The organism is Edaphobacter sp., assembly GCF_028283685.1.
Classification (GTDB): Bacteria; Acidobacteriota; Terriglobia; order Terriglobales; family Acidobacteriaceae; genus Edaphobacter.
Genome location: NZ_JAPWKF010000010.1, coordinates 29,845 through 55,681 on the forward strand (window position 1 = coordinate 29,845; position 25,837 = coordinate 55,681).

The 25,837-nt window shown below is 60.9% G+C and carries 27 protein-coding genes; 15 read left to right on the forward strand and 12 right to left on the reverse strand.

The window, feature by feature from the left end; translation table 11 throughout:
• Positions 1–27: 27 nt before the first annotated feature.
• Positions 28–834, reverse strand: a complete 807-nt coding sequence (locus tag PW789_RS18155) for an SGNH/GDSL hydrolase family protein (RefSeq protein WP_299379345.1) — start codon at positions 832–834, stop codon at positions 28–30.
• A gap of 377 nt (positions 835–1,211) precedes the next feature.
• Between PW789_RS18155 and PW789_RS18160 the strand changes: the two genes are divergently transcribed.
• From PW789_RS18160 to PW789_RS18190, 7 genes are all read left to right on the forward strand, one after another.
• Entirely contained in the window at positions 1,212–2,075 is an 864-nt protein-coding gene (locus PW789_RS18160) for a sugar phosphate isomerase/epimerase (RefSeq protein ID WP_299379349.1), read from the forward strand.
• Between the two features lie 405 nt (positions 2,076–2,480).
• On the forward strand, positions 2,481–4,058 hold the full coding sequence (locus tag PW789_RS18165; RefSeq protein ID WP_299379352.1) for an asparagine--tRNA ligase: 1,578 nt from the start codon (positions 2,481–2,483) through the stop codon (positions 4,056–4,058).
• 78 nt (positions 4,059–4,136) lie between these two features.
• The gene (gene tcmP, locus PW789_RS18170; protein ID WP_299379355.1) at positions 4,137–5,027 is read left to right on the forward strand and encodes a three-Cys-motif partner protein TcmP; all 891 of its coding nucleotides are present in this window, start codon (positions 4,137–4,139) and stop codon (positions 5,025–5,027) included.
• A 13-nt stretch (positions 5,028–5,040) separates the two neighbouring features.
• Positions 5,041–5,775: a DUF5131 family protein gene (locus tag PW789_RS18175; protein ID WP_299379358.1), complete on the forward strand. Its 735-nt coding sequence runs from the start codon at positions 5,041–5,043 to the stop codon at positions 5,773–5,775.
• A 221-nt stretch (positions 5,776–5,996) separates the two neighbouring features.
• A complete protein-coding gene (locus PW789_RS18180; RefSeq protein ID WP_299379361.1) occupies positions 5,997–6,737 on the forward strand; it encodes a DUF1080 domain-containing protein in 741 nt (246 codons plus the stop codon).
• 20 nt (positions 6,738–6,757) lie between these two features.
• On the forward strand, positions 6,758–6,925 hold the full coding sequence (locus PW789_RS18185) for a hypothetical protein (protein WP_299379364.1): 168 nt from the start codon (positions 6,758–6,760) through the stop codon (positions 6,923–6,925).
• 168 nt (positions 6,926–7,093) lie between these two features.
• Positions 7,094–7,768 (forward strand): Bax inhibitor-1 family protein, encoded by a 675-nt coding sequence (locus tag PW789_RS18190; RefSeq protein WP_299379367.1) that lies wholly within the window; start codon positions 7,094–7,096, stop codon positions 7,766–7,768.
• A gap of 102 nt (positions 7,769–7,870) precedes the next feature.
• Here the strand turns inward: PW789_RS18190 and PW789_RS18195 are convergent, their stop codons facing one another.
• Positions 7,871–8,635, reverse strand: a complete 765-nt coding sequence (locus PW789_RS18195; RefSeq protein ID WP_299379370.1) for a hypothetical protein — start codon at positions 8,633–8,635, stop codon at positions 7,871–7,873.
• A gap of 234 nt (positions 8,636–8,869) precedes the next feature.
• On the opposite strand from PW789_RS18195, the gene PW789_RS18200 reads away from it, so the two are divergent.
• On the forward strand, positions 8,870–9,325 hold the full coding sequence (locus PW789_RS18200; protein ID WP_299379373.1) for a hypothetical protein: 456 nt from the start codon (positions 8,870–8,872) through the stop codon (positions 9,323–9,325).
• A 27-nt stretch (positions 9,326–9,352) separates the two neighbouring features.
• On the opposite strand, the gene PW789_RS18205 is transcribed toward PW789_RS18200, so the two are convergent.
• Both PW789_RS18205 and PW789_RS18210 read right to left on the reverse strand, forming a co-directional pair.
• Positions 9,353–10,120, reverse strand: a complete 768-nt coding sequence (locus tag PW789_RS18205; protein ID WP_299379376.1) for a hypothetical protein — start codon at positions 10,118–10,120, stop codon at positions 9,353–9,355.
• 303 nt (positions 10,121–10,423) lie between these two features.
• Positions 10,424–11,875 carry a TolC family protein gene (locus PW789_RS18210; protein ID WP_299379379.1) on the reverse strand — a complete coding sequence of 484 codons (1,452 nt, stop codon included), beginning with the start codon at positions 11,873–11,875 and terminating at the stop codon, positions 10,424–10,426.
• 164 nt (positions 11,876–12,039) lie between these two features.
• Here PW789_RS18210 and PW789_RS18215 point away from each other — a divergent pair, with 164 nt between their 5' ends.
• Positions 12,040–12,717 (forward strand): thioredoxin domain-containing protein, encoded by a 678-nt coding sequence (locus PW789_RS18215; RefSeq protein ID WP_299379382.1) that lies wholly within the window; start codon positions 12,040–12,042, stop codon positions 12,715–12,717.
• Between the two features lie 316 nt (positions 12,718–13,033).
• On the opposite strand, the gene PW789_RS18220 is transcribed toward PW789_RS18215, so the two are convergent.
• Positions 13,034–13,693 carry a methyltransferase domain-containing protein gene (locus PW789_RS18220; protein WP_299379385.1) on the reverse strand — a complete coding sequence of 220 codons (660 nt, stop codon included), beginning with the start codon at positions 13,691–13,693 and terminating at the stop codon, positions 13,034–13,036.
• Between the two features lie 176 nt (positions 13,694–13,869).
• Complete coding sequence (locus tag PW789_RS18225; protein ID WP_299379388.1) at positions 13,870–14,922, reverse strand: radical SAM protein; 1,053 nt, start codon at positions 14,920–14,922, stop codon at positions 13,870–13,872.
• A gap of 178 nt (positions 14,923–15,100) precedes the next feature.
• On the opposite strand from PW789_RS18225, the gene PW789_RS18230 reads away from it, so the two are divergent.
• Positions 15,101–15,310 carry a hypothetical protein gene (locus tag PW789_RS18230; RefSeq protein WP_299379391.1) on the forward strand — a complete coding sequence of 70 codons (210 nt, stop codon included), beginning with the start codon at positions 15,101–15,103 and terminating at the stop codon, positions 15,308–15,310.
• Positions 15,311–15,529: 219 nt separating this feature from the next.
• On the opposite strand, the gene PW789_RS18235 is transcribed toward PW789_RS18230, so the two are convergent.
• The 3 genes from PW789_RS18235 to PW789_RS18245 all read right to left on the reverse strand — a co-directional run bounded on the left by PW789_RS18235 (position 15,530) and on the right by PW789_RS18245 (position 18,750).
• On the reverse strand, positions 15,530–16,786 hold the full coding sequence (locus PW789_RS18235; protein ID WP_299379394.1) for a PDZ domain-containing protein: 1,257 nt from the start codon (positions 16,784–16,786) through the stop codon (positions 15,530–15,532).
• A gap of 12 nt (positions 16,787–16,798) precedes the next feature.
• On the reverse strand, positions 16,799–17,746 hold the full coding sequence (locus PW789_RS18240) for a HEAT repeat domain-containing protein (RefSeq protein ID WP_299379397.1): 948 nt from the start codon (positions 17,744–17,746) through the stop codon (positions 16,799–16,801).
• Positions 17,747–17,937: 191 nt separating this feature from the next.
• A complete protein-coding gene (locus PW789_RS18245; protein WP_367182588.1) occupies positions 17,938–18,750 on the reverse strand; it encodes an RNA polymerase sigma factor in 813 nt (270 codons plus the stop codon).
• A gap of 131 nt (positions 18,751–18,881) precedes the next feature.
• Between PW789_RS18245 and PW789_RS18250 the strand changes: the two genes are divergently transcribed.
• The gene (locus tag PW789_RS18250) at positions 18,882–19,568 is read left to right on the forward strand and encodes a ribonuclease HI family protein (RefSeq protein ID WP_299379400.1); all 687 of its coding nucleotides are present in this window, start codon (positions 18,882–18,884) and stop codon (positions 19,566–19,568) included.
• Positions 19,569–19,826: 258 nt separating this feature from the next.
• Here the strand turns inward: PW789_RS18250 and PW789_RS18255 are convergent, their stop codons facing one another.
• The gene (locus PW789_RS18255; protein WP_299379404.1) at positions 19,827–20,264 is read right to left on the reverse strand and encodes a MarR family winged helix-turn-helix transcriptional regulator; all 438 of its coding nucleotides are present in this window, start codon (positions 20,262–20,264) and stop codon (positions 19,827–19,829) included.
• 83 nt (positions 20,265–20,347) lie between these two features.
• On the opposite strand from PW789_RS18255, the gene PW789_RS18260 reads away from it, so the two are divergent.
• Together PW789_RS18260 and PW789_RS18265 are read left to right on the forward strand one after the other, a co-directional pair.
• Positions 20,348–20,653: a hypothetical protein gene (locus PW789_RS18260; RefSeq protein WP_299379409.1), complete on the forward strand. Its 306-nt coding sequence runs from the start codon at positions 20,348–20,350 to the stop codon at positions 20,651–20,653.
• Between the two features lie 10 nt (positions 20,654–20,663).
• Complete coding sequence (locus PW789_RS18265) at positions 20,664–22,196, forward strand: TonB-dependent siderophore receptor (RefSeq protein WP_299379412.1); 1,533 nt, start codon at positions 20,664–20,666, stop codon at positions 22,194–22,196.
• 247 nt (positions 22,197–22,443) lie between these two features.
• Here PW789_RS18265 and PW789_RS18270 read toward each other — a convergent pair whose 3' ends face one another.
• A complete protein-coding gene (locus PW789_RS18270) occupies positions 22,444–23,043 on the reverse strand; it encodes a lysozyme (RefSeq protein WP_299379415.1) in 600 nt (199 codons plus the stop codon).
• Between the two features lie 216 nt (positions 23,044–23,259).
• Positions 23,260–23,727 (reverse strand): GatB/YqeY domain-containing protein, encoded by a 468-nt coding sequence (locus PW789_RS18275; protein ID WP_299379418.1) that lies wholly within the window; start codon positions 23,725–23,727, stop codon positions 23,260–23,262.
• A gap of 78 nt (positions 23,728–23,805) precedes the next feature.
• On the opposite strand from PW789_RS18275, the gene PW789_RS18280 reads away from it, so the two are divergent.
• Entirely contained in the window at positions 23,806–24,987 is a 1,182-nt protein-coding gene (locus PW789_RS18280) for an alanine--glyoxylate aminotransferase family protein (protein ID WP_299379421.1), read from the forward strand.
• A gap of 91 nt (positions 24,988–25,078) precedes the next feature.
• On the forward strand, positions 25,079–25,579 hold the full coding sequence (locus PW789_RS18285; protein WP_299379423.1) for a hypothetical protein: 501 nt from the start codon (positions 25,079–25,081) through the stop codon (positions 25,577–25,579).
• The last annotated feature ends 258 nt before the right edge of the window (positions 25,580–25,837 follow it).

Below are 25,837 nucleotides of genomic sequence, written 5' to 3' on the forward strand. Positions count from 1 at the left end.
CACAGAACTGCTTCGCCAGCCCCGTCTCTACTTCTTCGACAGCGCTTCAGCGATCGCCTTCTCCGCCATCGGCGACATGATCGCATACCCCTTCGCCGTCGGATGCACTCCATCCTTCGCCAGGTCCGGATCGAGTCCGCCGTCCTTGTTCACCATCGTCGTGTAGTAGTCCAGGTACACCAGATCCTCGCGCGCGCACAGCAGCTTCAGCCGCATGTTCATCTCGCGGATCGTCCCCGCAGGCTTCACGCCCGGCCTCCAACTGTAGTGGTCTGCCGGAAGGACCGACGCAATGACCATCCTGATGTTGTTCGCCTTTGCAATCGCCGCCATCGACACGAAGTTGTCCTCAATCATCTCCGGCGACGAAGGCCCCGTGTTCCCCGCAATGTCGTTCGTGCCCGCCAGAATCACCACCACCGCCGGCTTCAGATGCACCACGTCCTGCTCAAACCGCACCAGCATCTGCGGCGTCGTCTGCCCGCTGATGCCGCGCCCGATATACCCCTTGCCGGGGAAAAACTCATCCGTATGCTGCGCCCACGCGTCCGTAATCGAGTCGCCATAAAACACCACGCGCCTCTCGCCCGCCGCAGGAGCCGCCAGCGCCGCATTCGCTGCGCGATAACGATCCAGTTGCGCCCAGTCATTCAGCTTCTTCTGCATCGCCTCAATCTGTGCCTGCGTAAGAGGTGCCGCTGGCGTCACAGACGTCTGTGACACCGCCGGAGTGGCTGGAGCCTGCGACGCCGAAGGTACAGATGGCGTCTGCGCCAATAGCCCCATGCTCCCACACACCATCCATCCCAACAAAGCCGTTCTGCTCCAGGCCATTCGCAATCTCCTCCACCACTACAAAATTTCTTCTGCCACCACAAAGGTTTCTTCTGCCATCACGCGACTCTTCAGCCCGCCGAAAGATTCTTCCACCGTTACAAATACACTGTCATCCCGACCGAAGCGAAGCGCAGTGGAGGGACCTGCTTCTCGACCGCAACCGCCAAACAGCCGCCGCCCACACAGCCACAAAATCTCCGCCCTGCACCAACACTGTCATCCCGACCGAAGCGAAGCGCAGTGGAGGGACCTGCTTTCCGACCCCGGCAGCTTTCACGGCCACTCAACCAGAACAGCCGCAAAATCACGCAAGCCAGCATAACAATCCGCGGCAGCATTCCACACCTCGCCAATGATGTACCCTTTGATTCACCATGCAGCCCGGTCTTTCGACGCACGTCTTCCTCTCGCAGCGCCTCCATCCCGGCCTGCTCGACGCCCTCAAAAACTCCGGTGCCCGCACCATCGAGCTATACGCCGCTCGCCATCACTTCGACTACACCGACCGCTCGCAGCTGCGCGAGATCGCCGCCTGGTTCCGCGATAACGGCATCAACGCCACCCTGCACCAGCCCATCCACACCCGCGAGCAGGCCGAGAACTGGTCCCGCCACGTCTCCGCCACCCTCAACCTCATCGCGCCCGAGAAGACCCACCGCATCGACGCCATGGACGAGGTCAAGCGAGCCCTCGAGTCCGCCGAGATCATCCCTATCTCCGCCGTCACCCTCCACCTCGGCCTCAAGGACGACGCCTGGGACACCCGCGCCATCGAGAACTCCCTCACCGCCATCGAGCACCTCAAGGCCTTCGCCCATCCGCTCGGCGTCAAGGTGCTGCTCGAGAACCTGCAGAACGAGGTCACCACACCCGAACACCTGCTCGAGATCATCCGAATCGGCCACTTCAACAACGTCGGCATCACCCTCGACGTTGGCCACGCTCACCTCGCCTACTCAGAGACACCGAACACCGGCATCGACCACGCCTTCGAGCTGCTGCGCCCACGCATCCACCAGCTCAACCTGCACGACAACCACGGCATGCGCGACGAACACCTCTGGCCCGGCTCCGGCGAGATCGACTTCGCCAACGTCTACAAACACTGCCGCACCCTCCCCGCCGACACCCCCGGCATCCTCGAGATCGCACACGACCTCAACGAGACCGCCGAAAGCCTTCGGGAGAAGACCGAACGCTTCACGGATTATGAGAAACGACTGGCGCAGAACCCGTAATTTTCATTAGCCCCGCATTCGCCACCTGCTCACCTTTTAGATTTTGCAGCCAGCCAGAACCGGGCTAAACCCCATCCACAAGCGGCATCTCAAACTGCCTGCCCGCAAAATGCAGGAAGTAGCTGCTCTTCAAGAGATCTCTGTATGCTCGCTGCAGCCGGCGCTGCTTCCCAGACACAGGCAGCCCCACAGATCACACAAGGCACGACGCGTCGTAGAGCGGCCCTGGCTCGGCACCCGCAAGAACTCTCCCTCCGTGGCTGAAATCATTCACAAGGAAAAGGGCCAGCGAAAATACCCTCTCTTCAGACAGTGCGGAGTGTTACTCACCGCTACGCTCATCCGTTAAGTCCGCAACGAGAGCTTCTTCGAGAAGATGGGTGGCACGAGTAAACTCATTAAGCCATGAGCGAAACATCCTCCCTCACCGTCACCATCGCCTCTCTCTCCGCGCACGAAGGCCAGACCGTCACCCTGCGCGGCTGGCTCTACAACATCCGCTCCTCGGGCAAGCTGCTCTTCCCCACCTTCCGCGACGGCACCGGCACCATCCAGGGCATCGTCCCCAGGGCCGCCGTGCCTGAAGAGGTCTTCGAGACCCTCAAGAACCTCCAACTCGAATCCAGCCTCACCGTCACCGGCAAGGTCCGCGCCGACTCCCGCGCGCCCTCCGGCTATGAGCTCGACGTCGAGAGCATCCACATCATCTCCGCCGTCTCCGCCGACGAGCCCTTCCCCATCACCCTCAAAGAGCACGGCGTCGACTTCCTCATGGAGCACCGCCACCTCTGGCTGCGCACGCCGCGCCAGTCGGCCATCCTCCGCGTCCGCGCCACCATCATGCGCGCTGCGGCCGAGTACTTCGACACCAACGGCTTCATCCGCACCGATCCGCCGATCCTCACGCCCAACGCCTGCGAAGGCACCAGCGAGCTCTTCGAGATGGACTACTTCGACGACGACAAGGCCTACCTCACCCAGTCCGGCCAGCTCTACATCGAAGCCACCGCGCTCGCCCTCGGCAAGGTCTACAGCTTCGGCCCCACCTTCCGCGCCGAAAAGTCCAAGACCCGCCGCCACCTCACCGAGTTCTGGATGATCGAACCCGAGGTCGCGCACCTCGAACTCAACGGACTCATGGACCTCGCCGAGGCCTTCATCACCCACATCGTCACCCGCGTGCTCGAATCGCACCGCGCCGACCTGAAGGTCATCGGCCGCGACGTCGAGAAGCTCGAAGCCGTCATCCTTCCAACCGACGCCAGCAGTAAAGTCGCCACTGCAACTGACACCGGCACTAATATCGCCGCTCCAACTGACGCCGGTATTAATGTCATCGCACCATCTGGCACCGGTATTAATATCGCCGCACCAACTGGCACCGGCATTCAAGTCGCCGCTCCAACTGACGCCAGCATTAAAAATGAAAGTGTCATCCTGAGCGAAGGCGCAGCCGAAGTCGAAGGACCTGCGGTTAAAACTGCCCCCAACCGCTTCCCCCGCCTGTCCTACGACGAAGCCCACGCCATGCTCGAAAAGGCCTTCGCCGAGGGCAAGATCGAAAACCCGCACACCTACGGCGACGACTTCGGCTCCCCCGACGAGACCTACATCAGCTCCCAGTTCTCGAAGCCCGTCATGGTGCACCGCTACCCCGCCGCCTTCAAGGCCTTCTACATGCAGCCCGACCCGCTCGACCCCACCAAGGCCCTCTGCGTCGACGTCCTCGCCCCCGAGGGCTACGGCGAGATCATCGGCGGCTCCCAGCGCATCGACAGCTACGACCTCCTCAAGCAGCGCATCGAAGAACACAACCTCCCACTAGCCGCCTTCCAGTGGTACTTAGACCTGCGCAAATACGGCAGCGTCCCCCACGCCGGCTTCGGCATGGGAATCGAACGAGCCGTAGCCTGGATCTGCGGGCTGGACCACGTGAGAGAGACGATTCCGTTCGCAAGGACGCTGAACAGGATTTATCCGTAAGGTTCTGCTTCAGCTTTCCCCCTCGCAAGCGAGAGCATCATCGATACAGTTATTGCATCGGCAACAGCGGAGATTCCGATGCACGAACAAAAATTTGGCGGCGATTGGACTGACTTAAAACTGAGTTGTCTTGATGCATATCTCGAAAGCTATCGTTCAATCTTTTCAAAGAACACCAACGCACAATACTTCAATACCTGGTACGTTGATGCATTCGCAGGAACTGGGTCTCGCTCAATAGACGCAGCAACAGGGCCATTATGGAATGTCGAGCCAGATTCTGACATTGATTGCGATCCGGACGCTGTCGCTTACAGAGACGGTAGCGCGATGATTGCGCTCGGGCAGGATAGTCCGTTCGACAATTATCTCTTCATCGAGAAATCAAAAACGAAATCGACCGCGCTGCAATCCGCTATTTCCGAGAAGTTTCCAGATTTAACATCTCGATGCACTATTGTCCGGGACGACGCCAATACGGCACTTACAACCTGGGTAAAGGAACGGAACTGGAATAAAGATAGAGCCGTAGTATTTTTAGACCCGTTTGGCATGCAGGTGAACTGGGAAACAGTTGAATTGCTTGGCAGTACGGGTGGAATTGATCTTTGGTATCTTTTCCCGTTTGTAGCAAGGTTATTGAAACAAGACGGCAATATCGACGATGGCTGGAGAGAAAGGCTGACTAACCTCCTCGGGACTGATGAGTGGTTTGGCCATTTCTACAAGAAAACAATTCAACCTGGTTTATTCGGTGATTACGAAGTCACCCAAAGAGACGCCACTGTAGAGAACATTCAAAATTACATCCACGACCGCCTCAAAACCTGTTTCGTGGCGGTTGCACCCAGCATGATCTTACGTAATTCAAAAAACAGTCCCCTCTTTGCCCTCTGTTTTGCGGCATCAAATGAGAAGGGTGCACCGATCGCCTTAAGGATTGCTAAAAGCATTCTCAAGGATCAATAGGAGTTGAGGCTTTATGGCAACTAAATCATCTATCGAGTGGACCGAGATGACTTGGAATCCCGTAACGGGCTGCACAAAAATTAGTCAGGGATGTAAGAATTGCTACGCAAATCGTATGGCACTTCGTCTTCAAGCGATGGGTGCTCCACGTTATAAATCCGGATTCAAACCGACAGTTCATTTCGATTTGCTTGACATCCCCAAGACGTGGAAGAAGCCACGAACAATCTTCGTAAACTCGATGAGCGATCTTTTCCACGAAGAAATCCCGACAAGCTTCATCCTTCGTGTCTTTGAGACAATGCGAGACTGCCCTCAGCACACCTTTCAAGTGTTGACTAAACGCAGCAAGCGGCTACTGGAATTGGGTAGATCGATCGAGTGGCCATCAAACGTTTGGATGGGGGTAAGTGTCGAAAACAGTCAGGTAACGGATCGCGTCAAAGACCTAGCGAAAGTTCCTGCTAAAGTGCGCTTCTTATCATGCGAACCACTGCTTGGACCGCTGGAAAATATTCCACTAAACGGGATTCATTGGGTCATCGTTGGAGGTGAGTCCGGGCCTAAGGCACGTCCCATGATGGCATCTTGGGCGGAGTCAATACAGTCACAATGCGAAACGCACGATGTCCCGTTCTTTTTTAAACAGTGGGGTGGTGTTAGAAAACACAAAACAGGCAGGTTGCTATTAGGACGCACGTTTGATGAGATGCCTTCCATCTCGGGACTAGTCCAAATTGCCTGCTGATGTGCGGTCTAGATAGGCCGTTATAGCGGCAGGAACTTCCGAAAAGCCCATTCCTCTCTTACATCCCACTCCTCCCGGAGTTTCTCCTGATAATTCAATCCATCAGCATCTTTGCGCGTCCATGTATCGTTAGGCATCTCGCGTAAGTCCCACCTTATTTCCGATCGTAAATCCGATAATCAATCAAACAAAGCCGCCTATCCGGCGTAGCATAACAGCTCATGCGCACCCACCTCCTCCTAGCCCTCACCCTGGCCGCCACCCTCCCCGCCATCGCGCAGACACCCAACACCCTCACCCCCGCCGAAAAAGCCCAGGGCTGGCATCTCCTCTTCGACGGCAAGACCTCGACCGGCTGGCGCGGCGACCACAGCCCCACCTTCCCCACCACCGGCTGGGAGGTCAGGGACGGCATGATCTCCGTCACCGAGCACGGCGGCGAAGAGGGCGGCAACGCCGGCGACATCATCACCACCCGCAAGTACGCCAACTTCGAGCTGCTCGTCGACTTCCGCATCACCACCGGCGCCAACAGCGGCATCAAGTACTTCGTCGACCCCGACCTCAATAAAGGCCCCGGCTCCGCCATCGGCTTCGAGTACCAGATCCTCGACGACGTCAACCACCCCGACGCGAAGAAGGGCATCGCCGGCGACCGCACCATGGCCTCACTCTACGACATGATCCCCGCGGCAAAGAACAAGCCCGTCCACCCCATCGGTCAGTGGAACACCGCACGCATCGTCGTCCGCGGAGCCCACGGCGAGCACTGGATCAACGGCGTCAAGGTCGTCGAGTACGACCGCTTCACCCCGCAGTTCCGCAAGCTCGTCGCCGACAGCAAGTACCACGTCTGGCCCGGCTTCGGCGAGAAGCACGACGGCTACCTGCTGCTGCAGGACCACGGCTTCCCCGTCTCCTTCCGCAACATCAAAATCCGCGAGCTGCCCGCAACCGAATAGACAGCGGTACACTACCCCACATGGTAGACATCGAACTCATCTCCAAGGCTCTGCGAGATAACGGACACACCGTCGAGCACGTGCACCATATCCCCGAGAACGCCGGCGAGTACGAATTCACCGTCGACGGTAACCTTCTCACCCTCGAGCAGGTACGAGCCCTCCTCGAATCAGAAGAACCCAGCTAAAGCACCAAAGCCATATTAGTAAGCCCGCCACCCGGCCCCGCTCCCGACGGGCAACGGTAGTCTTGTGCCCGCATGCCGCTGCCCAGGCCAATGACGCGCTGACATGACAAATCGCCCGCAAAAGCGTCCAATAGCTATGAAGCACTTGCACCACTGGAGCAGAGACAAATGCCGATGAACGACTACCGCATGAACAGCTACAACAGCTATCCCACCATCATTGACGCCCGCGTCGAGACCTCGTCTCTGCTGGCCAAGGTGCTTGGTATCACTGCGCTCGGTTTCCTGGTTACCGCCTTCGGCGTCGTCACCGCGCCTGCAGGGGGAAGCTTCATCGGCTTTATCGCCGTCATCGGACTGATCTTCGCCATCAACTTCACGCGCCGCAAGAATCCCGCGCTGGCTCTTGGCCTCTTCCTCGGCCTTGCCTACTTCATGGGCTGGGAGATCGGCCCGCTCATCCAGCGCTACATCCGCACCTTCGGTACCGGCATGGTCTTCAACGCCGCCGCCACCACCGGCTGCGGCATGGCCGTCATGGGCTGCATCTCGTACCTGTTCAGCATCAACTACCGCCGCATCGCCGGTATCGGCTTTGCCGCGTTGATTCTGCTGGTGATCGCCGGTATCGCGAGCATGTTCTTCCACTTCCTCACGCCGGACACCTACAGCTGGCTGACGCTGGGCGTCTTCTCGCTGCTCACGGTCGGTGACTTCGCCCGCATCCGCGCAGGCGGCGACGGTGCCTCCGCCACCATGCTGGCACTGTCGATCTATCTCGACGGCATCAACATCTTCATGGCCGTCCTGCAGCTGATGGGTGGCCGCCGCAGCCGCGACTAAGCAACCGTCATTCATCGATCTTCCGGGATCTTCCGGCGTAGACATAAAGAGCCCCTCACCTGCCACAGGTGAGGGGCTCTCTTCATACGAAGCCGACCGCCGTTACTTCGCAGTGGCCTTCTTGATGTGCGGAATGCGGGTCACGCCGCCATCCGGCATCACGATGTACTTGTCTCCCGAGGCCTCCTCGATGTACGAGTTCTTCGACCCAGGAACCAACGTTACCTCGCGCGCGTCCGTCTGTCCCGGAGCCGTCAGCACAAAATGTTTACCGTCGCCTTCATCCTGTACGGGGCTCTTCGCCGCCGGCGGCGGTGCTGCTGCAGCCACAACAGCCGGTGCCGGAGCCGCAGCGCCAGGCAGTTGACCCGTCTGGCGGAACTTCACATATTCAGGTCCCTTGATACCGTTCACGCACTGCTGATAGGCATCGACGCCCACCTGCTGGCTGGTCGCCGTCGTGCTGGCTACGTCCTGGCTGTTCCGCTCCGTACGCTGTGTCGCGCCAGTGGCTCCTGCCGTCTGGGCACCGTTGTTGTTACCACCCCACCATCCGCCCCAGCTCTTACGTGAGATGGCGCTGGTGGCAATGCCGGTGGCGCCCGTAACTGCACCCTGCGCCATCTTGTCCTTATCCTGGCCGTGCTCACGATCGTGCAGCGTCTTCTGCTCGTCGCTCAACTGCGAGGAGGCCTGTTGGCGGCACAGCGTCAGCTGCTCCTGCGTAATCGGCATCATGTCCACGGTGATGCCATCGGCTGGGGCCGCTGCTGGAGCCGGTGCCTGGGCAAAGGCTGTCCCAACGGCAAAGCAAGCGGCACAAACTGTACGGAAAAACTTATTCGCTGGTATTTTCTTGTCTGTCATAATCAACTCCCGGAAAAATAAGAAAAAGAAACAGTTCCCGACCGGCAAGCGGGGGGCCAGAAAATAGACCTGAAAACGGGAACACGAACATCGTACCGGCGCTCATTAGGCCAGCGCAAGATTTCGCTAAAAAAAGCAGCGACAACACTTCCAGACAATTCGCGCGCTACGGACCGGTGTTTCCGTCCTCCGGTGCCCTTCCGCAAACAAGCTTGATGGTGTCATCCTTAAGCCATGAAGCGTGTTTCTCTCTTAAGTTCCATCGCAGCTCTCCTGATCTGCACCGCCGCTCTCGCACAGGAGAACGGCAACTGGCGCGCCGCCAACCAGACCGCCAAATCCATTACCGGCGACATCGCCATTACGCCCGAAAAGCTCTACATCAACTTCGCGCGTTTCACCATGTCGCGCATCCGCCCCCTGAAGTCCGATGAGGTCGCAGCCGCCTTTGAAACAGAGACTGCCGCCGCAGGTGCCGGAAGCCTCTATCGCATCAGCATCCCGCCCGAGACCAAGTTTCTGCACAAGAACACGCTCTGCGGCACCGAAGAGACGCAGTGGGTAGCCACCTACTCCGACGGCAAGAACCTCAAGGTCGCCTTCTTCTCCGACGCCAAACCGCCCGTCTTTACCATCGATGCGCTGCAGAACTCCACCAACCTCTGCGGCACCTTCAGCTACGTCCGCTAAGCAACGCACGTAGATCAACGCAGATGACTAACGCTTCGCCGCCTGCGGTCTGCCGGAGACCCGGCAGGCCAGCGGCACATTCGTCATCTGCTTCGCAAAGACGCGATAGCTTACCGTCCCCGGCCGCAGCGTCGACCAGTAGCTCTTCTCGGAAAGCAGCGGCCTTCGCTGCGCGATGATCTGGTTGTCCAGAATCCTGACCCCGCACTCCAGGTTGTTCTTCGGCAGCAGAATCGTCTTCGCTGGATCGTTCGCGGCAAGCTCCTTATCGTGCTGCCAGTCGAACGTGCAGCCATAGCGCCGCTGATCCTCATACGTCAGCTGCAACAGCCCTTCGCTGCGCACCGCTCGTCCCGACACCGTATCGGTCACCGCAACCTCGGGCTCCGTGTGCCGCACCCGCGTCGTCGGCTTCAACCCCGCCTCTGCTCCAGCCAGCGCCTGGAAGAAGTACGCCCAGAACGCCCGCTTGTCCGCCTCACCCATCTCGTAAAACCGCGGACAGAACCGCTTCACATCCCTCGGCACCTGCCGCGACACCATCTCCTGCGGAATCGCCAGCTCCACAATCTTGTCCCACTCCACATTCCAGTGCGTCTCCTCCCCCAGCTCCACCTTCTTCGCCAGGATAGGCGTCGCCGGAGCAGGCTTCATCGGCGGAGCCACCGGCCCCGCCGACGCACTCGCCCGCGCCTCCTCCCTCTTGCCGCAGCCCGCCGCAAACAGAACCGCCGTCATCAACATCGCCGCTACGGCGCTCTGTCTTCCCCGGCGCTCCATCACCTGCGGCCTCACTCTCCACACCTTCTGTAGACACAATGGCAAGAAGCAAAAGGCCCACACCGCAGGCAGCGATGTGGGCCAGCGATCAGCGTCACAATCTACATCTTGTGCAGCGTCGCCGTCATCTTCGAGATGGCAGGCGCTGGCGTCACCGCCTGAAGGTTTGATTTTTCTGCTGACTGAAGAGGAACGATGCATCTCGATGGTGTGCGCGCAACCATCACCGCCTGCCGACTGTGAGTCAGGCGCTTTAAACGGAAGCAGGCCCCCGGAAACCTTCTCCGGGGGCCTGCCTTATGCTCGAAAATCCAGCCGCTAGCGGCCCAGATACGTCTTGTACTGCGTCTCCACCACGCCGGTATTGCGGGCCAGCGTCAACTTAGCCTGGTTGTACTGATACAGCGTCTCTACCAGGCGGCTCTGCGCCGCGGCCAGCGTGGCCTGCGCCTGCACCACCGGCAGATTGTCGTCCACGCCCGCCGCATAGCGATCCGTCGTGTCCTGCAGCTGCTGCGTCGCCAGATCCACGTTCGACCGCGCCACCTTCACCAGGTCGCTGGCCGCATCCACATCCAGCATCGCCGAGCGGATCTGCTGCTCAATTGTCACCTTCAGGCTCACAATCTGCTGATGCACCCCCTGCAGCTGCGCCTGCGCCACCTCGCGCTCGCCGCGCAGCTGGCCCTCCTGGAAGATCGGGAAGCTCAGCTTGCCCGCAGCCGAAAACACGCCGTGATACAGGCCATGCGTCTCGCCCAGCACGCCGTAGTAGCCGCCAAACGACAGCGACGGCAGGCGCTCATACTTCACCGCCTTCGCCGTGCGATCTGCCAGCTCTTCCTGCGCCTGCAGGCTGCGCAGATCCTTGCGGCGCTCAAACGCCAGCGACATCGCCTGGTCCAGCGGCAGCGCCGCAAACTCCGAGTACGGAGCCTTGTCCGTCAGCGTCAGCTCCTGCTCCGCCGGCAGACCGATCATGCGGTTCAGCGCAATCTTGTCCTTCGCAAATACATTCTCGTCGTTGATCAGCGTCTGCTGCTCGGTCTGCAACTGTACCCGCGACCGCAGCACATCGAGGTTCGTGCCCACACCGGCGTCATGCGAGGCCTCGGCCTGCTTCAACGCGACCTCGTCGGCCTTCACCAGCGCCTGCGCGTTCTCAATCTCCGACGCGTCTGCCACCGAGCGCAGATACTGCGTGCCCACATTCAGCGCCACCGCACCGCGCTCGTTCAGCATCTCCCACGATGCCACCTGGTCAGCCTTCTGCGCCGCACGATACAGGTAGTACGCCGGAACGTTGAACAGCTGCTGGTTTAGGCTCAACTGCGCCTGCGTCACGTCCACCTTCACGATGGTCTGCAGGTTTGAGAGATCCACGCCCGGAATGGAGACGCTCTGGAACAGGCTCGGCTTGAAGCCCATCGCCGCCAGATTCATCTGCTGCGTCCCGGTCGTGGCCGTGGCCGTCATGCTGGGCAGAAGATTATTCTTCACCGCCAGCACCTCGCCATGCACCAGCCTCTGGTTGGCAACGCTCAGCTTGATCCCGAGGTTCTGCTTCAGGCCACGGTCAATGGCCTCGTCGATGCTCAAAGGCAGCGCGCCCGGTGTCGCCCGCTCCACCATCACGCCCCCTGCAAGCTGCAACACGGCAGGGTTCGGTGTGGGAGCCTGGGGTAGATCCTCCGGCTTTGGCTGCTGCCCATAGGCACTTCCGGCAATCGCAAGGCACACCGCCGCAGCCGGGAAAAAGGTCAATCGCATGAAAAAAGAAGGCTCCACTTTCATCATCAGGGAAACTAAAGGCAGCTGAGATCTTCTATTTAGATTACCGGCCCCGCCGCCGGGTTGCGAAATCTCTGGCCTAAAATCGCTCAGGAACCCCGGTCGTCTAAAATACAACTATCAACGCCATGCGTCCAAACAACATGACACGACTCCTGCTCGCCGCCTCCTTGCTCGTTGCCAGCCTGCCCGCCGTCGCCCAGTACTCGGCGCCGCCCAATACTGGCAATACATTTAAGGACGTCTCCCTGATCAAGCCGCCCGCAGGCGTCAAAGTGGCCATCCTCAAGTTCGAAGACCTCGAGTGCCCGGCCTGCGCCAACGCCTATCCCATCGTCCACGCCGCGGCCGACCGCTACCATATCCCTATCGTCCGCCACGACTTCCCCCTCCGGATGCACATCTGGAGCCGCGACGCCGCCATTACCGCCCGCTACCTTCAGGACAAGGTCTCCCCGTCCACCGCCGAGGAGTTCCGCGGAGCCGTCTTCGCCGCCCAGACCTCCATCGCCTCCAAGGACGACCTCAGCGCCTTCACCCGCCGCTTCTTCCAGCAGCACAAGCTGAACGTGCCCTTCGTGATGGACCCTGCCGGCCTCTTCGCCGCTGAAGTCCAGGCCGACTACACCCTCGGCGAACGCATCGGCCTCTCGCAGACCCCCACCATCTGGGTCGTCAGCCAGAAGGAGTGGGTCCAGGTCACCGACATCAACCAGCTCTACGCCACCATCGACGCAGTCCAGTCGCAGGTAGCCGCCAGCACCCCCGGGACCCCCGCCGCCAACTCCAAGCTGAAGCACGCAATCGGCACCCAGAAGTAATTCGCCACAACAATCAAAATCCGTAACAGCTGACAAGGTAAAAGGCCCCGCTCACAGGCGGGGCCTTTGTCATTCCCCCTCTTCACTTGTCATTCCGCTCTTCGCTTTGTCTTTCCGCTCTTCGCACTCTTTGTTTGTCATTCCGGGGCGCAGCCGAGGAATCTGCATTCCTCTCCCAGCCAAGAATCCACCAAAATCAGCTCCCCCTCCAAAAACTGTCATTTCGACCGGAGCGCGCAGCACGCAGTGGAGAAACCCGCTTCTCAACCGACACCCCTGTCCAGCGACAGAGACACCATCACCCCACAAACCGCTCTCACTTCGCCACAAACACCAGAAAATAATCCTCGCCATCCGCCTTGGTGAAGTCGTACGTCCCAGCCAGCTTGAACCCGGCCTCGTCCATCTCCTTCTCTACGATCGCGTGATCCAGCCCGTGATTGCTCCCATCGCCGTTCCTGTCGATGATGCCCACCTTCGCCCCCGCATGCAGCGCGGGCTTTAGCTTCTTCATGAACGCAACCGGCTGCGCAATCTCGTGATAGACCTTCAGCAGCACGACCGCGTCCACGCTCTCCGGCGGCAGCATGGGATCGTCCGGCCGCCCCAGCACCGTGCGTACATTCACGATGTTCTCCTTGCTGATGCGCTTGCCGATGTACTCGATGGCCAGCGGATTGATGTCCTCGGCCAGCACCGCCCCGGTCGCGCCCACCCGCTTCGACGCCCGCACCGTGAACCACCCGGAGCCCGCGCCGATGTCCGCCACATTCTTACCCGCCGTGATGCCCAGCGTATCCATCACGCGGTCCACCTGCAGCTTCTTGTCCCTGTCCGGATAATCGAAGCGGGCCAGGTCGCCGGTGTACGGCGTGCTGGTCGCACGCGGCTCCGTCGCAGCTGCCTGCGCTCGCATCGGCAGCGTCAAGCCAGGCAGAATCAGAAAGATAAGGAATCGTCGCAGGATCGCGCTCAAGGTCTCCTCCAGCACGGGATGCAGTCGAAGTGCAGCATTTACCTCTGATGCCAAATGCCGTCAAGCGAATTGTTCCACGTGGAACAATTTGTATTACGGTGCAAAACATGGGTAAAAAGCAAACGCTCCTCAATCTTATGAGGAGCGTTTGCACTTGTATTTTGAATGCTGGATTCTTAGCGGATCTGCACCAGTTCACCGTGCACCGTGTGGCCGCCGGGGGTGACGGTGCCGTTGTGCTGCGGTGCGCGCCAGTGGTCGATGTAGCTGACCTGGTGGACGCAGCTGATGGTGCAGCCCGGGGCGCAGCCCTTTTCGGTGAGGAACTCGCGCTTCACGTCCTCGGTGGTGTACTCGGCGAGCGGCACGCCGGGGAAGCCGCGCTGCTGGCTGCAGTAGTGCACCAGGCCGTTCTCGCAGATGTAGAGGTAGCGTCCGCCGGCACGGCAGCGCCAGTCGTTGGTCTCGCCGTTGGCGATAGCTTCCTGAAACTGGTTGAAGCGCGTGTAGCTGCGGCGCGTCATGGAACGGACCTTGTCCCACACCTTGCGCTCGGCGTCGCCCAGCGGCTTCAGCTGGCCGGTGCCGTCGTGGATGATGCCGATGGTGGTGCTGAAGCCCATCGAGAGGGCGCGCTCCGAGACGACGCGGGCATCGTCGGGATTGGCGATGCCGCCGCCCACCACAGAGTTGATGTTTACGTGGAAGTCCGCGTGCTCGGCGAGCATCTGCAGCTTCTTGTCCAGCACCTTCAAGCTCTTCTTCGAGACGGCATCGGGCATCACGTTGTCGATCGAGATCTGCATGTGATCGAGGCCGGCCTTGTTCAGGCGCTCGATGCGATCGGGCATCAGCAGGTAACCGTTGGTGATCATGCCTGCGATGGCGCCCGTGCGGCGGATGCGGGCGATGATCTGGTCCAGCTCCGGGTGCAGCAGAGGCTCGCCGCCGGAGATCGTGATGACGCTGGTTCCCAGCCTTCCCAGGTGGTCGATGCGGCGCAGCATCTCGTCGACCGGCACCGGGTCCGAGAAATCGTCGTACTCGTTGCAATAGGTGCAGGCGAGGTTGCAGCGGCGCATGGGCACGATCTGCGCCATGTAAGGGTGATCCGTCGAGGAGACGGCGGAGGCGATAGACTCCACTTCGCGCATCAGTCGGCCCGCAGCTTTAAGACGACGCGGGAGGGTCATGTTGCGCTTGACGGGAGGGGTAGGAACAGAGGACATAACCAGATACCAGTATATCGGACGCCGCGCGGCGACAGGCGACTCAAAAGGTTTCTCCAGTCCCCTGGCGAATAACCTGAGGAGATCCAAGGGGATGGCGAGAGACGGTAAAAAATCCAACCACGGGCCTCGGGGTTTGCATCCTAGTTACTATCTTTCTGCGAAAGCAGGTGCTCCCATGGCCTACTCCGACTGTCCCCAGGTGGACATGTTGACCAGACGACTGGTCGATGCATATCAACGAATGAACGATAACGAGATGCAGACCTCCACGGTGACGAACGATCTCCACTCCGCCATCATGGAACACAAGGCGAGCTGCGCGATCTGCAAGCGGATCATAGTAAAGCAGCCTGTCTCTATCGCCGGAACCCAGCGCGTCGCCTGACGCGCACGCAAATGCATTCTGGCAAATAAGGTCGACGCTGCGGCGGTCTGCGGCAGCATAGTTGATCTCCGGTCTTCAGTTAGTGAGCTGCGCTGAAGCCTTCCTGCCCGCTCACCTTCGGCCTGAATGACACTTCATCTTTGGGTGCTGAAAATGGTGGGTGCTGAAAATATCAATGAGCTGGTGACGATCGTTCGGGGAGTAAGCGGGGGCGGGAGATCAGTCGAGGCGGATCATGCCGCGCATCTCGAGACGCAGACGATCGACGCGGGCCTCCAGCTCAGGTGTGCTGGCCTGCCCTTGTGCGGCGACTGCGGCGGCGCGGACCTGCTGCTGAGCGATCTCGATCTGGCGGCGGAAGTCAGGGTTGGCTGACCACATCTCAAGTCTGGCGAGCATCTGCGCGGCCTGGGGAGTGGAGCTGGCCTCTTCGAGGCGCTGCTGCATTCCCGCGGTCATAGCGTCGAAGAGGGGTACCAGCTCAGCGAGGGTCAGGCGCGTCTGCATCGCCTCGTCGGAGTTACCGAAGAACTTCTCCAGGTCCTTGCTCCCTTTGCCGTGCTCCAGGCTGGAACGCTTCTTGGCGTCGGGGATGAGGGTGAGGGTCTGTTCCTTCTTCTCGCGCAGGATGACGACGTTGACCTGCTTGCCGCGATTCTCGTGGATGGTCTTGGACCAGTCGCTGCCGTTGACGACCTGCTGCTGATTGACGCGGACGACGACGTCGCCTGCCTTGAAGCCTGCGTCGGCGGCGGGGCTGTTGGCGGCGACCTCGCGCACAAGAAGACCGGCGCTGCCCTGGGTGCCGAAGAACTCGGCGAGCTGCGGCCCCATAACCTCAAGCTTGGCGCCGGTGTAGGCGGAGCTGACGATCATGCTGCTGCCAAGGAAGCTGTGCTCCTTGAAGATGCCGCTGCCGGAGGAGGACGAGTCGCCGTGGAGGAAGGAGTTGCCGCGACGCGGCACGAAGGCCGGTGAGCTGTCGGGCTCGGGCACGGTGTAGTGGTTCTCCCAGGCCTCGCGCTCGACGACTTCGCGGTTGGCCATCTGCGCCGAGATGGTGCGCTGCTGGCCATCGCGGCTGAGCAGAAAGGTGACCTGCTTGCCCGCGGGGGCGTCACGCAGCATGCGGCGGAGCTGGTCACCGCCTTCGACGGCCTGGCCGTTCATCTGCAGGATGATGTCGTGGACCAGCATGCCGGACTTGCAGGCAGGGCCGTCGTGGTCCATGCCGATGACCTCGGCGCCACGCTGCTGGCCCTGCGCTTTGAGCTGCGCGGCCTGATCGTCGCTGACATCGCGGATATCGACGCCGAGGTAGCCCTGGTTGCTCTTGGACGAGGAGGCGTGAGCGACGCCCCGGGTCATCGTTCCAGCGAGGGCAAAGCCGCCTGCGAAGAGTACGCCGGCTGTGAACGCGACGGCTCCGAGGGTGCGACAGGAGGCGATACGGGGGATCGATCTGAAGTGCGTCACCGTGCTGTCCCCTTACTGAATCGAGTCCGATCCCTGCAGCGCCTGATAGCTGACGGTACGGATGTATGGGTTCTCGTCGTCGGTGGAGGCGTGGCGGAGGACCTGGCGCACGCTGGAGTCGTGCTGGACGGGCTCAAGCAGGCTTACCGTGGTCATGCGCACCTTCGCATCGGGGTCGTTGGCCAGCGAGTCGAGGACAGCGTCGCGGACCTTATGATCCTGGGCGATGTAGGGCTGCAGGCCTTCGAGCGCCTTGAGGCGGACTCCGGCGTCCTTGTCATAGCGCAGGGCTACGAGGAGAGCATTGCGGACACCCTTGCCATCGTCGCGGGCGGCGCACTGGTGGCCGTGCTTGCACTCGTTGGCCAGCATGCTGACGGACAGGGAGCGGACGTCGTCGGTGGTTGCGCTGGCGCCCTTGAGCAGAAGCTCGCGGACCTCGGGTGAATCGAGCGAGCCTTCGATGGTCTCGGGGACGATCTTGTTGTAGTGAACCTGCACCAGCTCGGAGTCGGGAGTGCGGTCGATGCCCGTGACGTTGGCGATGACGGCCTGCGTATCGTTTTTGTAGAACTTGTCGGCGATGGGCTTCGGCGCATGGGCGATCTGATAGCGGTTCACGAAGTTGCCCCCGATGAAACCCACCCCGATGAGCAGGGTGGCCAGAGCGGGAGCGCTCCGAAGGTGGCCCATCCAGACGAAAAAGTTGGTGCGCAGGCGGGTGAGAACACCGCGCGGAGGCATCAGGTCGAGCGCGTCGTCGAGACGCATGCGCGACTGTGTCAGAAAGTTGGGCGAGGGTTCCACCATGGGGAGCGAGGCCAGATTTGGCTCCATCGCCTGCAGCATCTCAAGCTCGACACGGCACTCGTCGCATGTCATGAGGTGATGCTCGAGGGAGCCTGCCAGCTCGTCGGGGAGCTCACCGTAGTACGCGAGGACTATGTTGTCTTTCGCCATCTCACACTTCATCTCTCTACCTACCTCAACTGACCTCAAAAAGACTGCGACTGCGGTATTGCTCAGGGTCTAACGCCCTTGGGAAAAACGATGCTGCGGTGCTGCTCTGATGCTGTGTGCCGTACTGCCTTGCTGCCGTTCGCGACTTTCGTGCTCCTACTGCCTTTCGTGCGCTTCTACTGCCGTGGTGCCTACGCTCCGCGTAGCTCTGCCAGGTTGCTGCGCAGTTTGCGCGTGGCGCGGAACAGGGTGTTCTTCGCTGTCTCCTCGGTGGTGCTCAGCATCTCGCCGATGGTGCGCAGCTTGAGACCCTGGTAGTGCTTCAACTCAAAGACCATGCGCTCACGCGGGGTGAGCTTGTCGAGCGCCTCGCGGATGCGTTCGCCCATCACCTTGCGCTCGAGCTCGCGGGCCGGGTTCGCCATGGCGCGGTCGTCGGAGACATTGGCGAGAAGATCCATCTCGTCGCCGGAGGCATCGAGCATGGTCGATGGGTCTTCGCGGCGGCTCTTGCGGCGACGCAGCTGGTCGAGGCAGAGGTTGGTAACGATCCGGTAGAGCCAGGTATAGAAACTGCACTCGAACCGGAAGTTGCCGAGGTGCCGGTAGGCCTTGATGAAGGCCTCCTGATGCACGTCCTGGGCGTCCTGCTCGTTGCCCAGCATGTGCAGGGCGAGGCGGAGGACACTCTGGTCGTAACGGCGCACCAGGGCGTCGAAGGCCACACGCTGGCCCTTCTGTGCTTCGCGGATCAGCTCGTCGTCTTCGATCCTCTGCTGGGCCCTTGCCTCTAACTGGGCCGGGGTCAGCTTTCCACGAGCGCCGGGTTGGGTTGCTGCCTTTGCCACTGGCAAAGATTCTACCGTCCCGGCACGTAAAACAGTGCTGTCGCGCAGCCCTAAAGCAAAAGGACTAGGGCCAAGATTGCCTCGAGAGGCACGAGCGCCGAGGGGGAGCCGCGATACGGCCTCTCCACTGGCGTTGACTTCAACCGCTTCATTCATGCTTCTGACTCCGGAGTCAGGACATCAAGTACTGAGGAATAGACCGGGGCGGGTGCGGGAAGGTGAGCAGAAGATTGTGAACGATTGGGGAATCCGGCGGGAGGACGTTGTCTTTCCGGTAAACTCAACCAATGCCGCAAAACTCTGCATCCCCCAGCCTCTTTGCCGACAGCTCGACCTCGACCTCCGGGGGGTGGGTGACGGCCCATTGCGATGGTGGAGCGCGGGGAAACCCGGGACCTTCGGGCTTTGGCGCGGTGCTGGCCGGGCCGAATGGCGAGCCGCTGGCCGAGCTGAGCGAGTTTCTGGGCATCCGGACGAACAACTATGCCGAATACTCGGGGCTGCTGGGGGTTCTGGCCTATGCGCTGGAGCATGGCCACCGGCGGCTGAAGGTGGTCTCGGACTCGGAGCTGATGGTCAAGCAGATCCAGGGCAAGTACCGTGTGAACTCGCCGGACCTGAAGCCGCTGTGGCAGGAGGCGAAGACGCGGATTGCGCGTCTGGACGCCTTTGAGATCTCGCACGCCCTGCGGCACAAGAACAAGGACGCGGACCGGCTGGCCAACCAGGCGATGGACCGCGGGATGAAGCGTCCGCATACGCCGGGGCAGGCGGCGCCTGCTCCGTTGAAGGCGACGCCGTACCCGACGAAGTCGTCGGCACCGCCCGATCCGGATGCTCGGCCTGCGGCTTCCTCTGCGGCAACTCCTGCCTCGGGTGTGATGCTGCGTGGGTTTGTGCGGGATGGGGTGGTACACGTGCTGGGCGGCAAGGCGTTGCCGGAGGGCGTGTTTGTGAAGATTCTGCCGGAGTAACTGGCATCTGGGTGGAGTTGAAAAGCAGATTTCTTCACTGCGCTGCGGAATGACAATCGTTTAGGGGCTGGGCTTCGTAAGGGCTGGGAGACGTCTGCGGTAGAGAAGCAGGTCCCTCCACTGCGCTTCGCTCCGGTCGGGATGACGGTCGGATGACAACGGGTGTTTCTCGCCGCTGGAAGGACAACGTAATTCTTGTCGGGCATCATTCTTGTCGGGCATCGCCTTGGGCGTAACCGGGCACCTGCAACCCCAGGATCAGACGTTGCAGGCGGCTTCTACGGCGCGTAGCTGGCGTAGCAGCGACTCGAGCTTTGCAGGGCTGAGTTCGGATTCCAGGTGCGATTGCAGGCGGTCGAGGATAGCGGCGACGCGGGCGGCGCGGCGTTTGCCTGCGGGTTCGAGTTCGAGGAGGAAGCCTCGGGCGTCTTCGGGATCGATGCGGCGGCGGACGAGGCGCTTGGCTTCGAGCGAGGAGACGGTGTGGCTGACGTTGCCGCGCGTGGTGTCGAAGGTGCGAGCCAGCTCGGAGGGGCGGACACGCTTCTTTTCGAGGAAGATGGCGGCAAGCATGAGCGATTCGGAGAGGGTAAGACCTTCTTCGCGGAGGACGGCGTTGAGGGAGGCCTCCATGCGGCGGGCGAGGCGGCTGACCTGGAAGACGGGACTCTGTTCGAGGAAGGACTGGATACGCATGGCACGGATGATTTTAGTTGATAACCTCAATTACTTAGATACGAACAAAACTACTGCCTTGGCGAGACCGGGTTATTGGATGATTGGCTGGTGCCCTACAAAGCCTTATTCGTCTTGAGCCTGATGACCTTGCCTGCGGTTGCGCAGGAGCAGACCTCCCGCCTTCGCAGCCGTTGAAGGCCAGCGACGCGGTGACGGTGACGACATCCATTCCGCCGATTCCGCTGTCGGAGTCGAATCGCAGCGTTGTGACCATGGATACGCGGGAGCAGCCGCTGCTGTACAACAACGTGACCGATTACATGCGGCAGGATACGTCGTTGAACCTGCAGTCGCGCGCGGCTAACGGGGTGCAGGCCGATCTTTCGATTCTGCGGTACGACGTTTGAGCAGTCGCTGGTGCTGGTGAACGGGCTGCGGGTGAACGATCCGGAGACGGCGCACCTGAATCTCGACATCGCGGTGCCGATGGATGCGCTGGCGCGGGTGGAGGTGCTGCACGGATCGGGGTCGACGTTTTACGGATCGGATGCGATTGGCGGCGCGGTGAACCTGCTGACGGAGCGGCCTGCGGCGCCTGCCACCGATGCGCGGCGGCTGAGCCTGTTTGCGCGGTCGGGCGCGGGAAATTATGGGTCGCTGGAGAACCACCTGCGAGTGGACTATTCGACGCGGCGGGTGGCGGAAGAGATTGCGGGCAGCCGCGATACGTCGAACGGCTTCATGGCGGACCGGAACTACTCGAGCAATGCGCTGTCGTCGGAGACGTGGCTGAACCTGCTGCCGCTGGGCACGACGGATGTTCTGCTGGCGGGGAGCGACCGGCCATATGGCGCAAACCAATTTTATGGAGCGTATGACTCGTGGGAGCGGACGAAGGGATGGTTTGCGTCGATTCAGCAGCAGATGGGATCGCGCATGTCGGGCTCATTTGCATACAGGAAGCACACGGACCTGTTTGTGCTGCTGCTGGATCGTCCGAACTACTATCGCAATAACCATGTGACCGGGGCGTGGCAGAGCGCGCTGCGGAGGGCCGATCCGATCGGCACGAACACGACGATCTCCTATGGGCTGGAGGCGAACGGGGATTCGATCCACAGCACGAACCTCGGCGTGCATGCGAGGAACCAGGGCGCGGGATATGTGAATGTGTCGCTGCGCGCGCTGAAGCGGTTTTCGCTTTCACTGGGTGCGAGGGAGCAGGTGTTTACCGGGCCTGCGGGTGGCGCGGTGTTTTCGCCGAACGTTGCGGCTGCGTACACGTTGAGCTCGACGGTGCGACTGCGGGGCGCGGTGGGTCATGGGTATCGGCAGCCGACGTATCTGGACCTGTACTACTCGGACCCGACGACGGTGGGGAACCCGAATCTGAAGGCGGAGTCGGCGTGGAGCTACGAGGGCGGGGTGGACTGGACGCCTTCGCGTCTGCCGCTGACGCTGACGGCGACGGGATTCAGCCTGCATCAGCGGAATGGGATCGACTACTCGAAGTACGATCTGTCGCAGCCGTGGCAGGCGAATAACGTCGCCAACTATGCGTACAACGGCGCGGAGGCGAGTGCGCGTTTTCGTCTGCCGAGAGCGCAGCAGCTGCAGCTGGGATATACCGCGGTACAAGCGACGGCTCCGCCGAAGGGGCTGATCTCGGAGTATGCGTTCAACTATGCGGCGCAGTCGGCGCTGATTGCCTGGAGTGGCACGTTTGCAGGGCAGATTGCGGCACGTTCGCAGCTCGCGGTAGTGCAGAAGACGACGCAGTCGCCCTATGCGCTGTGGGATGTGGCTCTGTCGCGTTCGGCGGGGCGGGTGCGGCCTTATGTGCGGGCGCTGAACCTGACGGATACGCGGTATGAGGAGGTTCCGGGGGTGCCGGTGCAGGGGCGCACGGTGATGGCGGGAGCGGAGTTCAGCTGGGCTAAGGGGCGTTAGGCGGCTGGGTGGTGGTGGCTGGGAATCGGCAGTGGTCGAAAAGCAGGTCCCTCCACTGCGGCTTCGCCTTCGGCCGGGATGACAGCCTGGAGAGTTGGCTGGGCGTTGGGGGCAGCTTTGAGGAAAGCCGATTCCTCCGCGTCGCTACGGAATGACAAAGCCAGGAATGACAAGACCAGAAGAGCGGTTTGCGGGCAGCATGAGTGGTCATGCTGCCCTTAGTTTTTTTGTGTGACGGAGAGGTGCGCTACTTCGATTTCTTTGGCGCGGCTTTCTTCTTTGCGGCTTTCTTCACCGTTGTCTTCACGGCTTTCTTTGCTGACTTCTTCTTCGTCTTCTTCTTCGTGGCCTTCTTTGTAGTCTCCGGTGCGGCGAAGGCTTTGAGGCTTACGCCGGTGCGCAGGATCGGCGGTGTGTTGAAGAGGTCGGTCTCGGCCTGGCGGCGGCGGGTGAGGCCGGCGAGGACTTTCTTCTTGGCCTTGTTCCAGCGAATGAACTCGGCAGAGGCTCCGGCGAAGTTGCCTGCATTGAGCAGGCGCAGCAGGGTGGAGCCGGTGAAGCTGGCGGCTCCCAGGTTGAAGGTGAAGTCGACCAGGGCGTCGAACTGGTTCTGGTTGATGACGGTCTGGACGGCCTTGTTGACGGCGGTGACGGCCCAGGCGACGTCGGCGGCGAGCAGGATGTCGGCCTGCTGCGCGGTGATGGTGAGACCGCGGACGACGTCGCTGCCGGTGTGACCGTAGCCGACGGTCCAGACGCCGACCGAGTCCTGGTAGGCGTTGAGGCGGATTCCTTCAAACTGCTTGGTCAAGTCAAGACCATTGCTGCTGTATTGGAAGTTCGGCATGGGTGGTGTCCTCTCTCGGAAAAGAAAAAGGGAGAGAGCCACTTACGGGCCCTCTCCCTTTGCAATGCAACAAATCTAGCTCAACTCTTTAAGGCTACCAAGCGGAAAAGAATAAATGCGCACATTGCAGCAATGCGCTTTTCAGCTTTGGATTGAGGCGCTTATCGCGTATGCGTGGGCGCACGGCCTCTTGACAGCATTTTGACGCGTGCCGGTTTACTTCGACAGCTCGGCCTTGACCATCTCGCTGACGACCTTGCCGTCGGCGCGGAGGCCATTGGCGAGAATGCGCTGCTGGACGATCTTCATGGCCGCGCCCATGTCCTTTGGACCGGGCTTGGCACCGGATTCGGCGAGTTGAGCAACGGCGGCCTGCACGACGGCGAGGATCTCCTCGGGGCCGGCCTCCTTGGGCAGGTAAGCCTCGATGATGGTGATCTCTTCGCGCTCTTTGGCGGCGAGTTCGGGGCGGTTGCCCTTGGTGAAGCTTTCGACGGATTCGCGGCGCTGTTTGAGGAGGGTGGAGAGGATCTGGGCCTCTTCGGCCTCAGTGAGCTCCGCGCGCTTGTCGATTGCCTTGTTTTTGAGTGCCGATTTGACCATGCGCAGGGTGGTGAGCCGCAGCTCTTCCCGGGCCTTCATGGCGACGATGATGTCGGCGTCGAGTTTCTGGAGGATTGCCATCTTGTTTACTCCGCTAAGTTACTGACCTTTCATCATAGAACGCGGTTCGATGATCGCACGCTCGATACAATAGAAGGCATGATACGGAAGACACGCCTCTTCACTCCCGGGCCAACGCCCTTGCTTCCCGCCGCCCAGTTTGCCATGGCGGCTGCGGATATTCATCACCGCACGCCCGAGTTTCGCGCTCTCTTTACCCGTGTGCTCTCGCAGCTGAAGGAGTTCGTCGGCACCACCAGCGACGTGCTTGTGCTTTCGAGCGGCGGCACCGGCGCCATGGAGGCCGCGGTTTCGAACCTGACCTCGCCGGGCGACCGCGTACTGGTTCTTACGGCCGGCAAGTTCGGCGAGCGCTGGAGCGCACTGACGAAGGCCTTCGGCTGCCACGTGGACGTGGTGGAGAAGCCCTACGGACAGACCTTCACCATCGACGAAGTGAAGGCCGCTCTGAAGCTCGAGACGCGCGCTGTGTTCGTGCAGGCCACCGAGAGCTCGACCGGCGTGCGCCACGACATCAAGGGCATCGCCGAGCTGCTGAAGGCGGAGAAGTCCGAGGCGCTGCTGATCGTCGACGCGATCACGGGTCTGGGCACGACGCACCTCGACATGGATGCGTGGGGCGTGGACGTTCTGATCGGCGGATCGCAGAAGGCCGTGATGATTCCCCCGGGACTGAGCTACATCGCAATCAGCCAGCGTGCGTGGGATCGCATGGAGTCGACCTACAATCCGCGCTACTACTTCGACCTGCGCAAGGAACGCAAGAATGCGCAGAAGGGCGAGAGCGCGTACACGCCTCCCGTGGCGCTGATCGCTGCTCTGGGCGCGTCGCTGGATTACATCGCCGGACAGGCCGATGGCAATCTCGCAGAGGGCCGCAAGAAGCTGGTCGACAATGCCGAGACCTGCGCCGCGATGACACGCGCTGCAGCCAAGGCGCTGGGCTTCAAGCTGTTTGCTCCGGAGGGCTACGAGGCCGCTGCCGCAACGGCGATCCTGGCTCCCGAGGGCACGGATTCGGGCACGCTGGTGAAGGGTCTGAAGTCGCAGTTCGCCGCCATCGTGACGGACGGACAGGGCGACATGAAGGGCTCGCTGTTCCGCATCGCGCACATCGGCTTCTTCGATTACATGGACACGATCGCCATCATCGGCGCTCTGGAACAGGTGATCGCGAAGGTGAAGACACCGTTGCCGGGATTCGAGTTCGGCAAGGGCCTGGTGGCTGCTCAGAAGGTATTTGCTGAGACGGCGAAGTAAGCAACAGGAAGAATCATCATTAATGCCCGCCTATCGCATCTGCATGGGCGGGCATTTACTTTATGTGGAGAAGTACAGAGAGGCTTTCGAGATGATGCGTCGCTCATTGACGGCCGGCTTCTTCTTCGCAGTACTTTTTGTCGCGCCGTTGCACGCGCAGATCGAGGAGGCGAAGCCGCTTGTCTTCGCGTTTGATGTATCGATCACGCTGTCACAGAAGGCGGCAGCGTGGCTGAAGGCGCATCGCGAGAGCATTGTGGTCTCGGCGGATTACACGGGTGCGCCGAAGCCGGATGCGGAGGGGCGCGCCAACCAGATCGGCACGATCGATCTTGGCGTGGAGAACGTTGAGGTGATCGGCGCGGCCGGGCTGGTGCGTGTGACCGGCACGAAGGTCGATGGGCGGCGGCTGGACTGGATCAAGGGTCCGGTGATGCTGAATGTGAATCTGTTCTCGGGGCGGCATGCGAACGGGGACAATGTGCTGGCGTGCGACTTCTTCGATGGGAAGCTGAGCTCGGCGGTGAAGAAGACACCGGAGCTGCGCTGCTCGTTAATCGCGGAGCAGGTAGAGATGAAGCATCGGCACTAGCGGCGGCTTGTGGCTTTCGGGTGGAAACTGCCTGCGGAATGACAACCGTTTGTGGCGTTGGGCTTTGAGGGCTGGGCTTTTAAGGGCTGGGAGACGGCTGCGGTAGAGAAGCAGGTCCCTCCACTGCGCTTCGCTTCGGTCGGGATGACGTTTTGTTTTACTCGGCCGGGATGACATTTTTACTTTTGCTCGGTCATGATGGCATTTTTGTTTTGCGCTTTTTTGCCTCTATGGATGGTTCTGACTGAAGCTGGAGAT

Excerpts from the sequence above, each read along its gene's own strand:
- PW789_RS18155 (WP_299379345.1), bottom strand. The coding sequence starts at position 834 with ATGGCCTGGAGCAGAACGGCTTTGTTGGGATGGATGGTGTGTGGGAGC.
- PW789_RS18160 (WP_299379349.1), top strand. The coding sequence starts at position 1,212 with ATGCAGCCCGGTCTTTCGACGCACGTCTTCCTCTCGCAGCGCCTCCAT.
- PW789_RS18165 (WP_299379352.1), top strand. The coding sequence starts at position 2,481 with ATGAGCGAAACATCCTCCCTCACCGTCACCATCGCCTCTCTCTCCGCG.
- tcmP (WP_299379355.1), top strand. The coding sequence starts at position 4,137 with ATGCACGAACAAAAATTTGGCGGCGATTGGACTGACTTAAAACTGAGT.
- PW789_RS18175 (WP_299379358.1), top strand. The coding sequence starts at position 5,041 with ATGGCAACTAAATCATCTATCGAGTGGACCGAGATGACTTGGAATCCC.
- PW789_RS18180 (WP_299379361.1), top strand. The coding sequence starts at position 5,997 with ATGCGCACCCACCTCCTCCTAGCCCTCACCCTGGCCGCCACCCTCCCC.
- PW789_RS18185 (WP_299379364.1), top strand. The coding sequence starts at position 6,758 with ATGGTAGACATCGAACTCATCTCCAAGGCTCTGCGAGATAACGGACAC.
- PW789_RS18190 (WP_299379367.1), top strand. The coding sequence starts at position 7,094 with ATGCCGATGAACGACTACCGCATGAACAGCTACAACAGCTATCCCACC.
- PW789_RS18195 (WP_299379370.1), bottom strand. The coding sequence starts at position 8,635 with ATGACAGACAAGAAAATACCAGCGAATAAGTTTTTCCGTACAGTTTGT.
- PW789_RS18200 (WP_299379373.1), top strand. The coding sequence starts at position 8,870 with ATGAAGCGTGTTTCTCTCTTAAGTTCCATCGCAGCTCTCCTGATCTGC.
- PW789_RS18210 (WP_299379379.1), bottom strand. The coding sequence starts at position 11,875 with ATGCGATTGACCTTTTTCCCGGCTGCGGCGGTGTGCCTTGCGATTGCC.
- PW789_RS18215 (WP_299379382.1), top strand. The coding sequence starts at position 12,040 with ATGACACGACTCCTGCTCGCCGCCTCCTTGCTCGTTGCCAGCCTGCCC.
- PW789_RS18225 (WP_299379388.1), bottom strand. The coding sequence starts at position 14,922 with ATGTCCTCTGTTCCTACCCCTCCCGTCAAGCGCAACATGACCCTCCCG.
- PW789_RS18230 (WP_299379391.1), top strand. The coding sequence starts at position 15,101 with ATGGCCTACTCCGACTGTCCCCAGGTGGACATGTTGACCAGACGACTG.
- PW789_RS18240 (WP_299379397.1), bottom strand. The coding sequence starts at position 17,746 with ATGGCGAAAGACAACATAGTCCTCGCGTACTACGGTGAGCTCCCCGAC.
- PW789_RS18245 (WP_367182588.1), bottom strand. The coding sequence starts at position 18,750 with ATGAATGAAGCGGTTGAAGTCAACGCCAGTGGAGAGGCCGTATCGCGG.
- PW789_RS18250 (WP_299379400.1), top strand. The coding sequence starts at position 18,882 with ATGCCGCAAAACTCTGCATCCCCCAGCCTCTTTGCCGACAGCTCGACC.
- PW789_RS18255 (WP_299379404.1), bottom strand. The coding sequence starts at position 20,264 with ATGCGTATCCAGTCCTTCCTCGAACAGAGTCCCGTCTTCCAGGTCAGC.
- PW789_RS18270 (WP_299379415.1), bottom strand. The coding sequence starts at position 23,043 with ATGCCGAACTTCCAATACAGCAGCAATGGTCTTGACTTGACCAAGCAG.
- PW789_RS18275 (WP_299379418.1), bottom strand. The coding sequence starts at position 23,727 with ATGGCAATCCTCCAGAAACTCGACGCCGACATCATCGTCGCCATGAAG.
- PW789_RS18280 (WP_299379421.1), top strand. The coding sequence starts at position 23,806 with ATGATACGGAAGACACGCCTCTTCACTCCCGGGCCAACGCCCTTGCTT.
- PW789_RS18285 (WP_299379423.1), top strand. The coding sequence starts at position 25,079 with ATGATGCGTCGCTCATTGACGGCCGGCTTCTTCTTCGCAGTACTTTTT.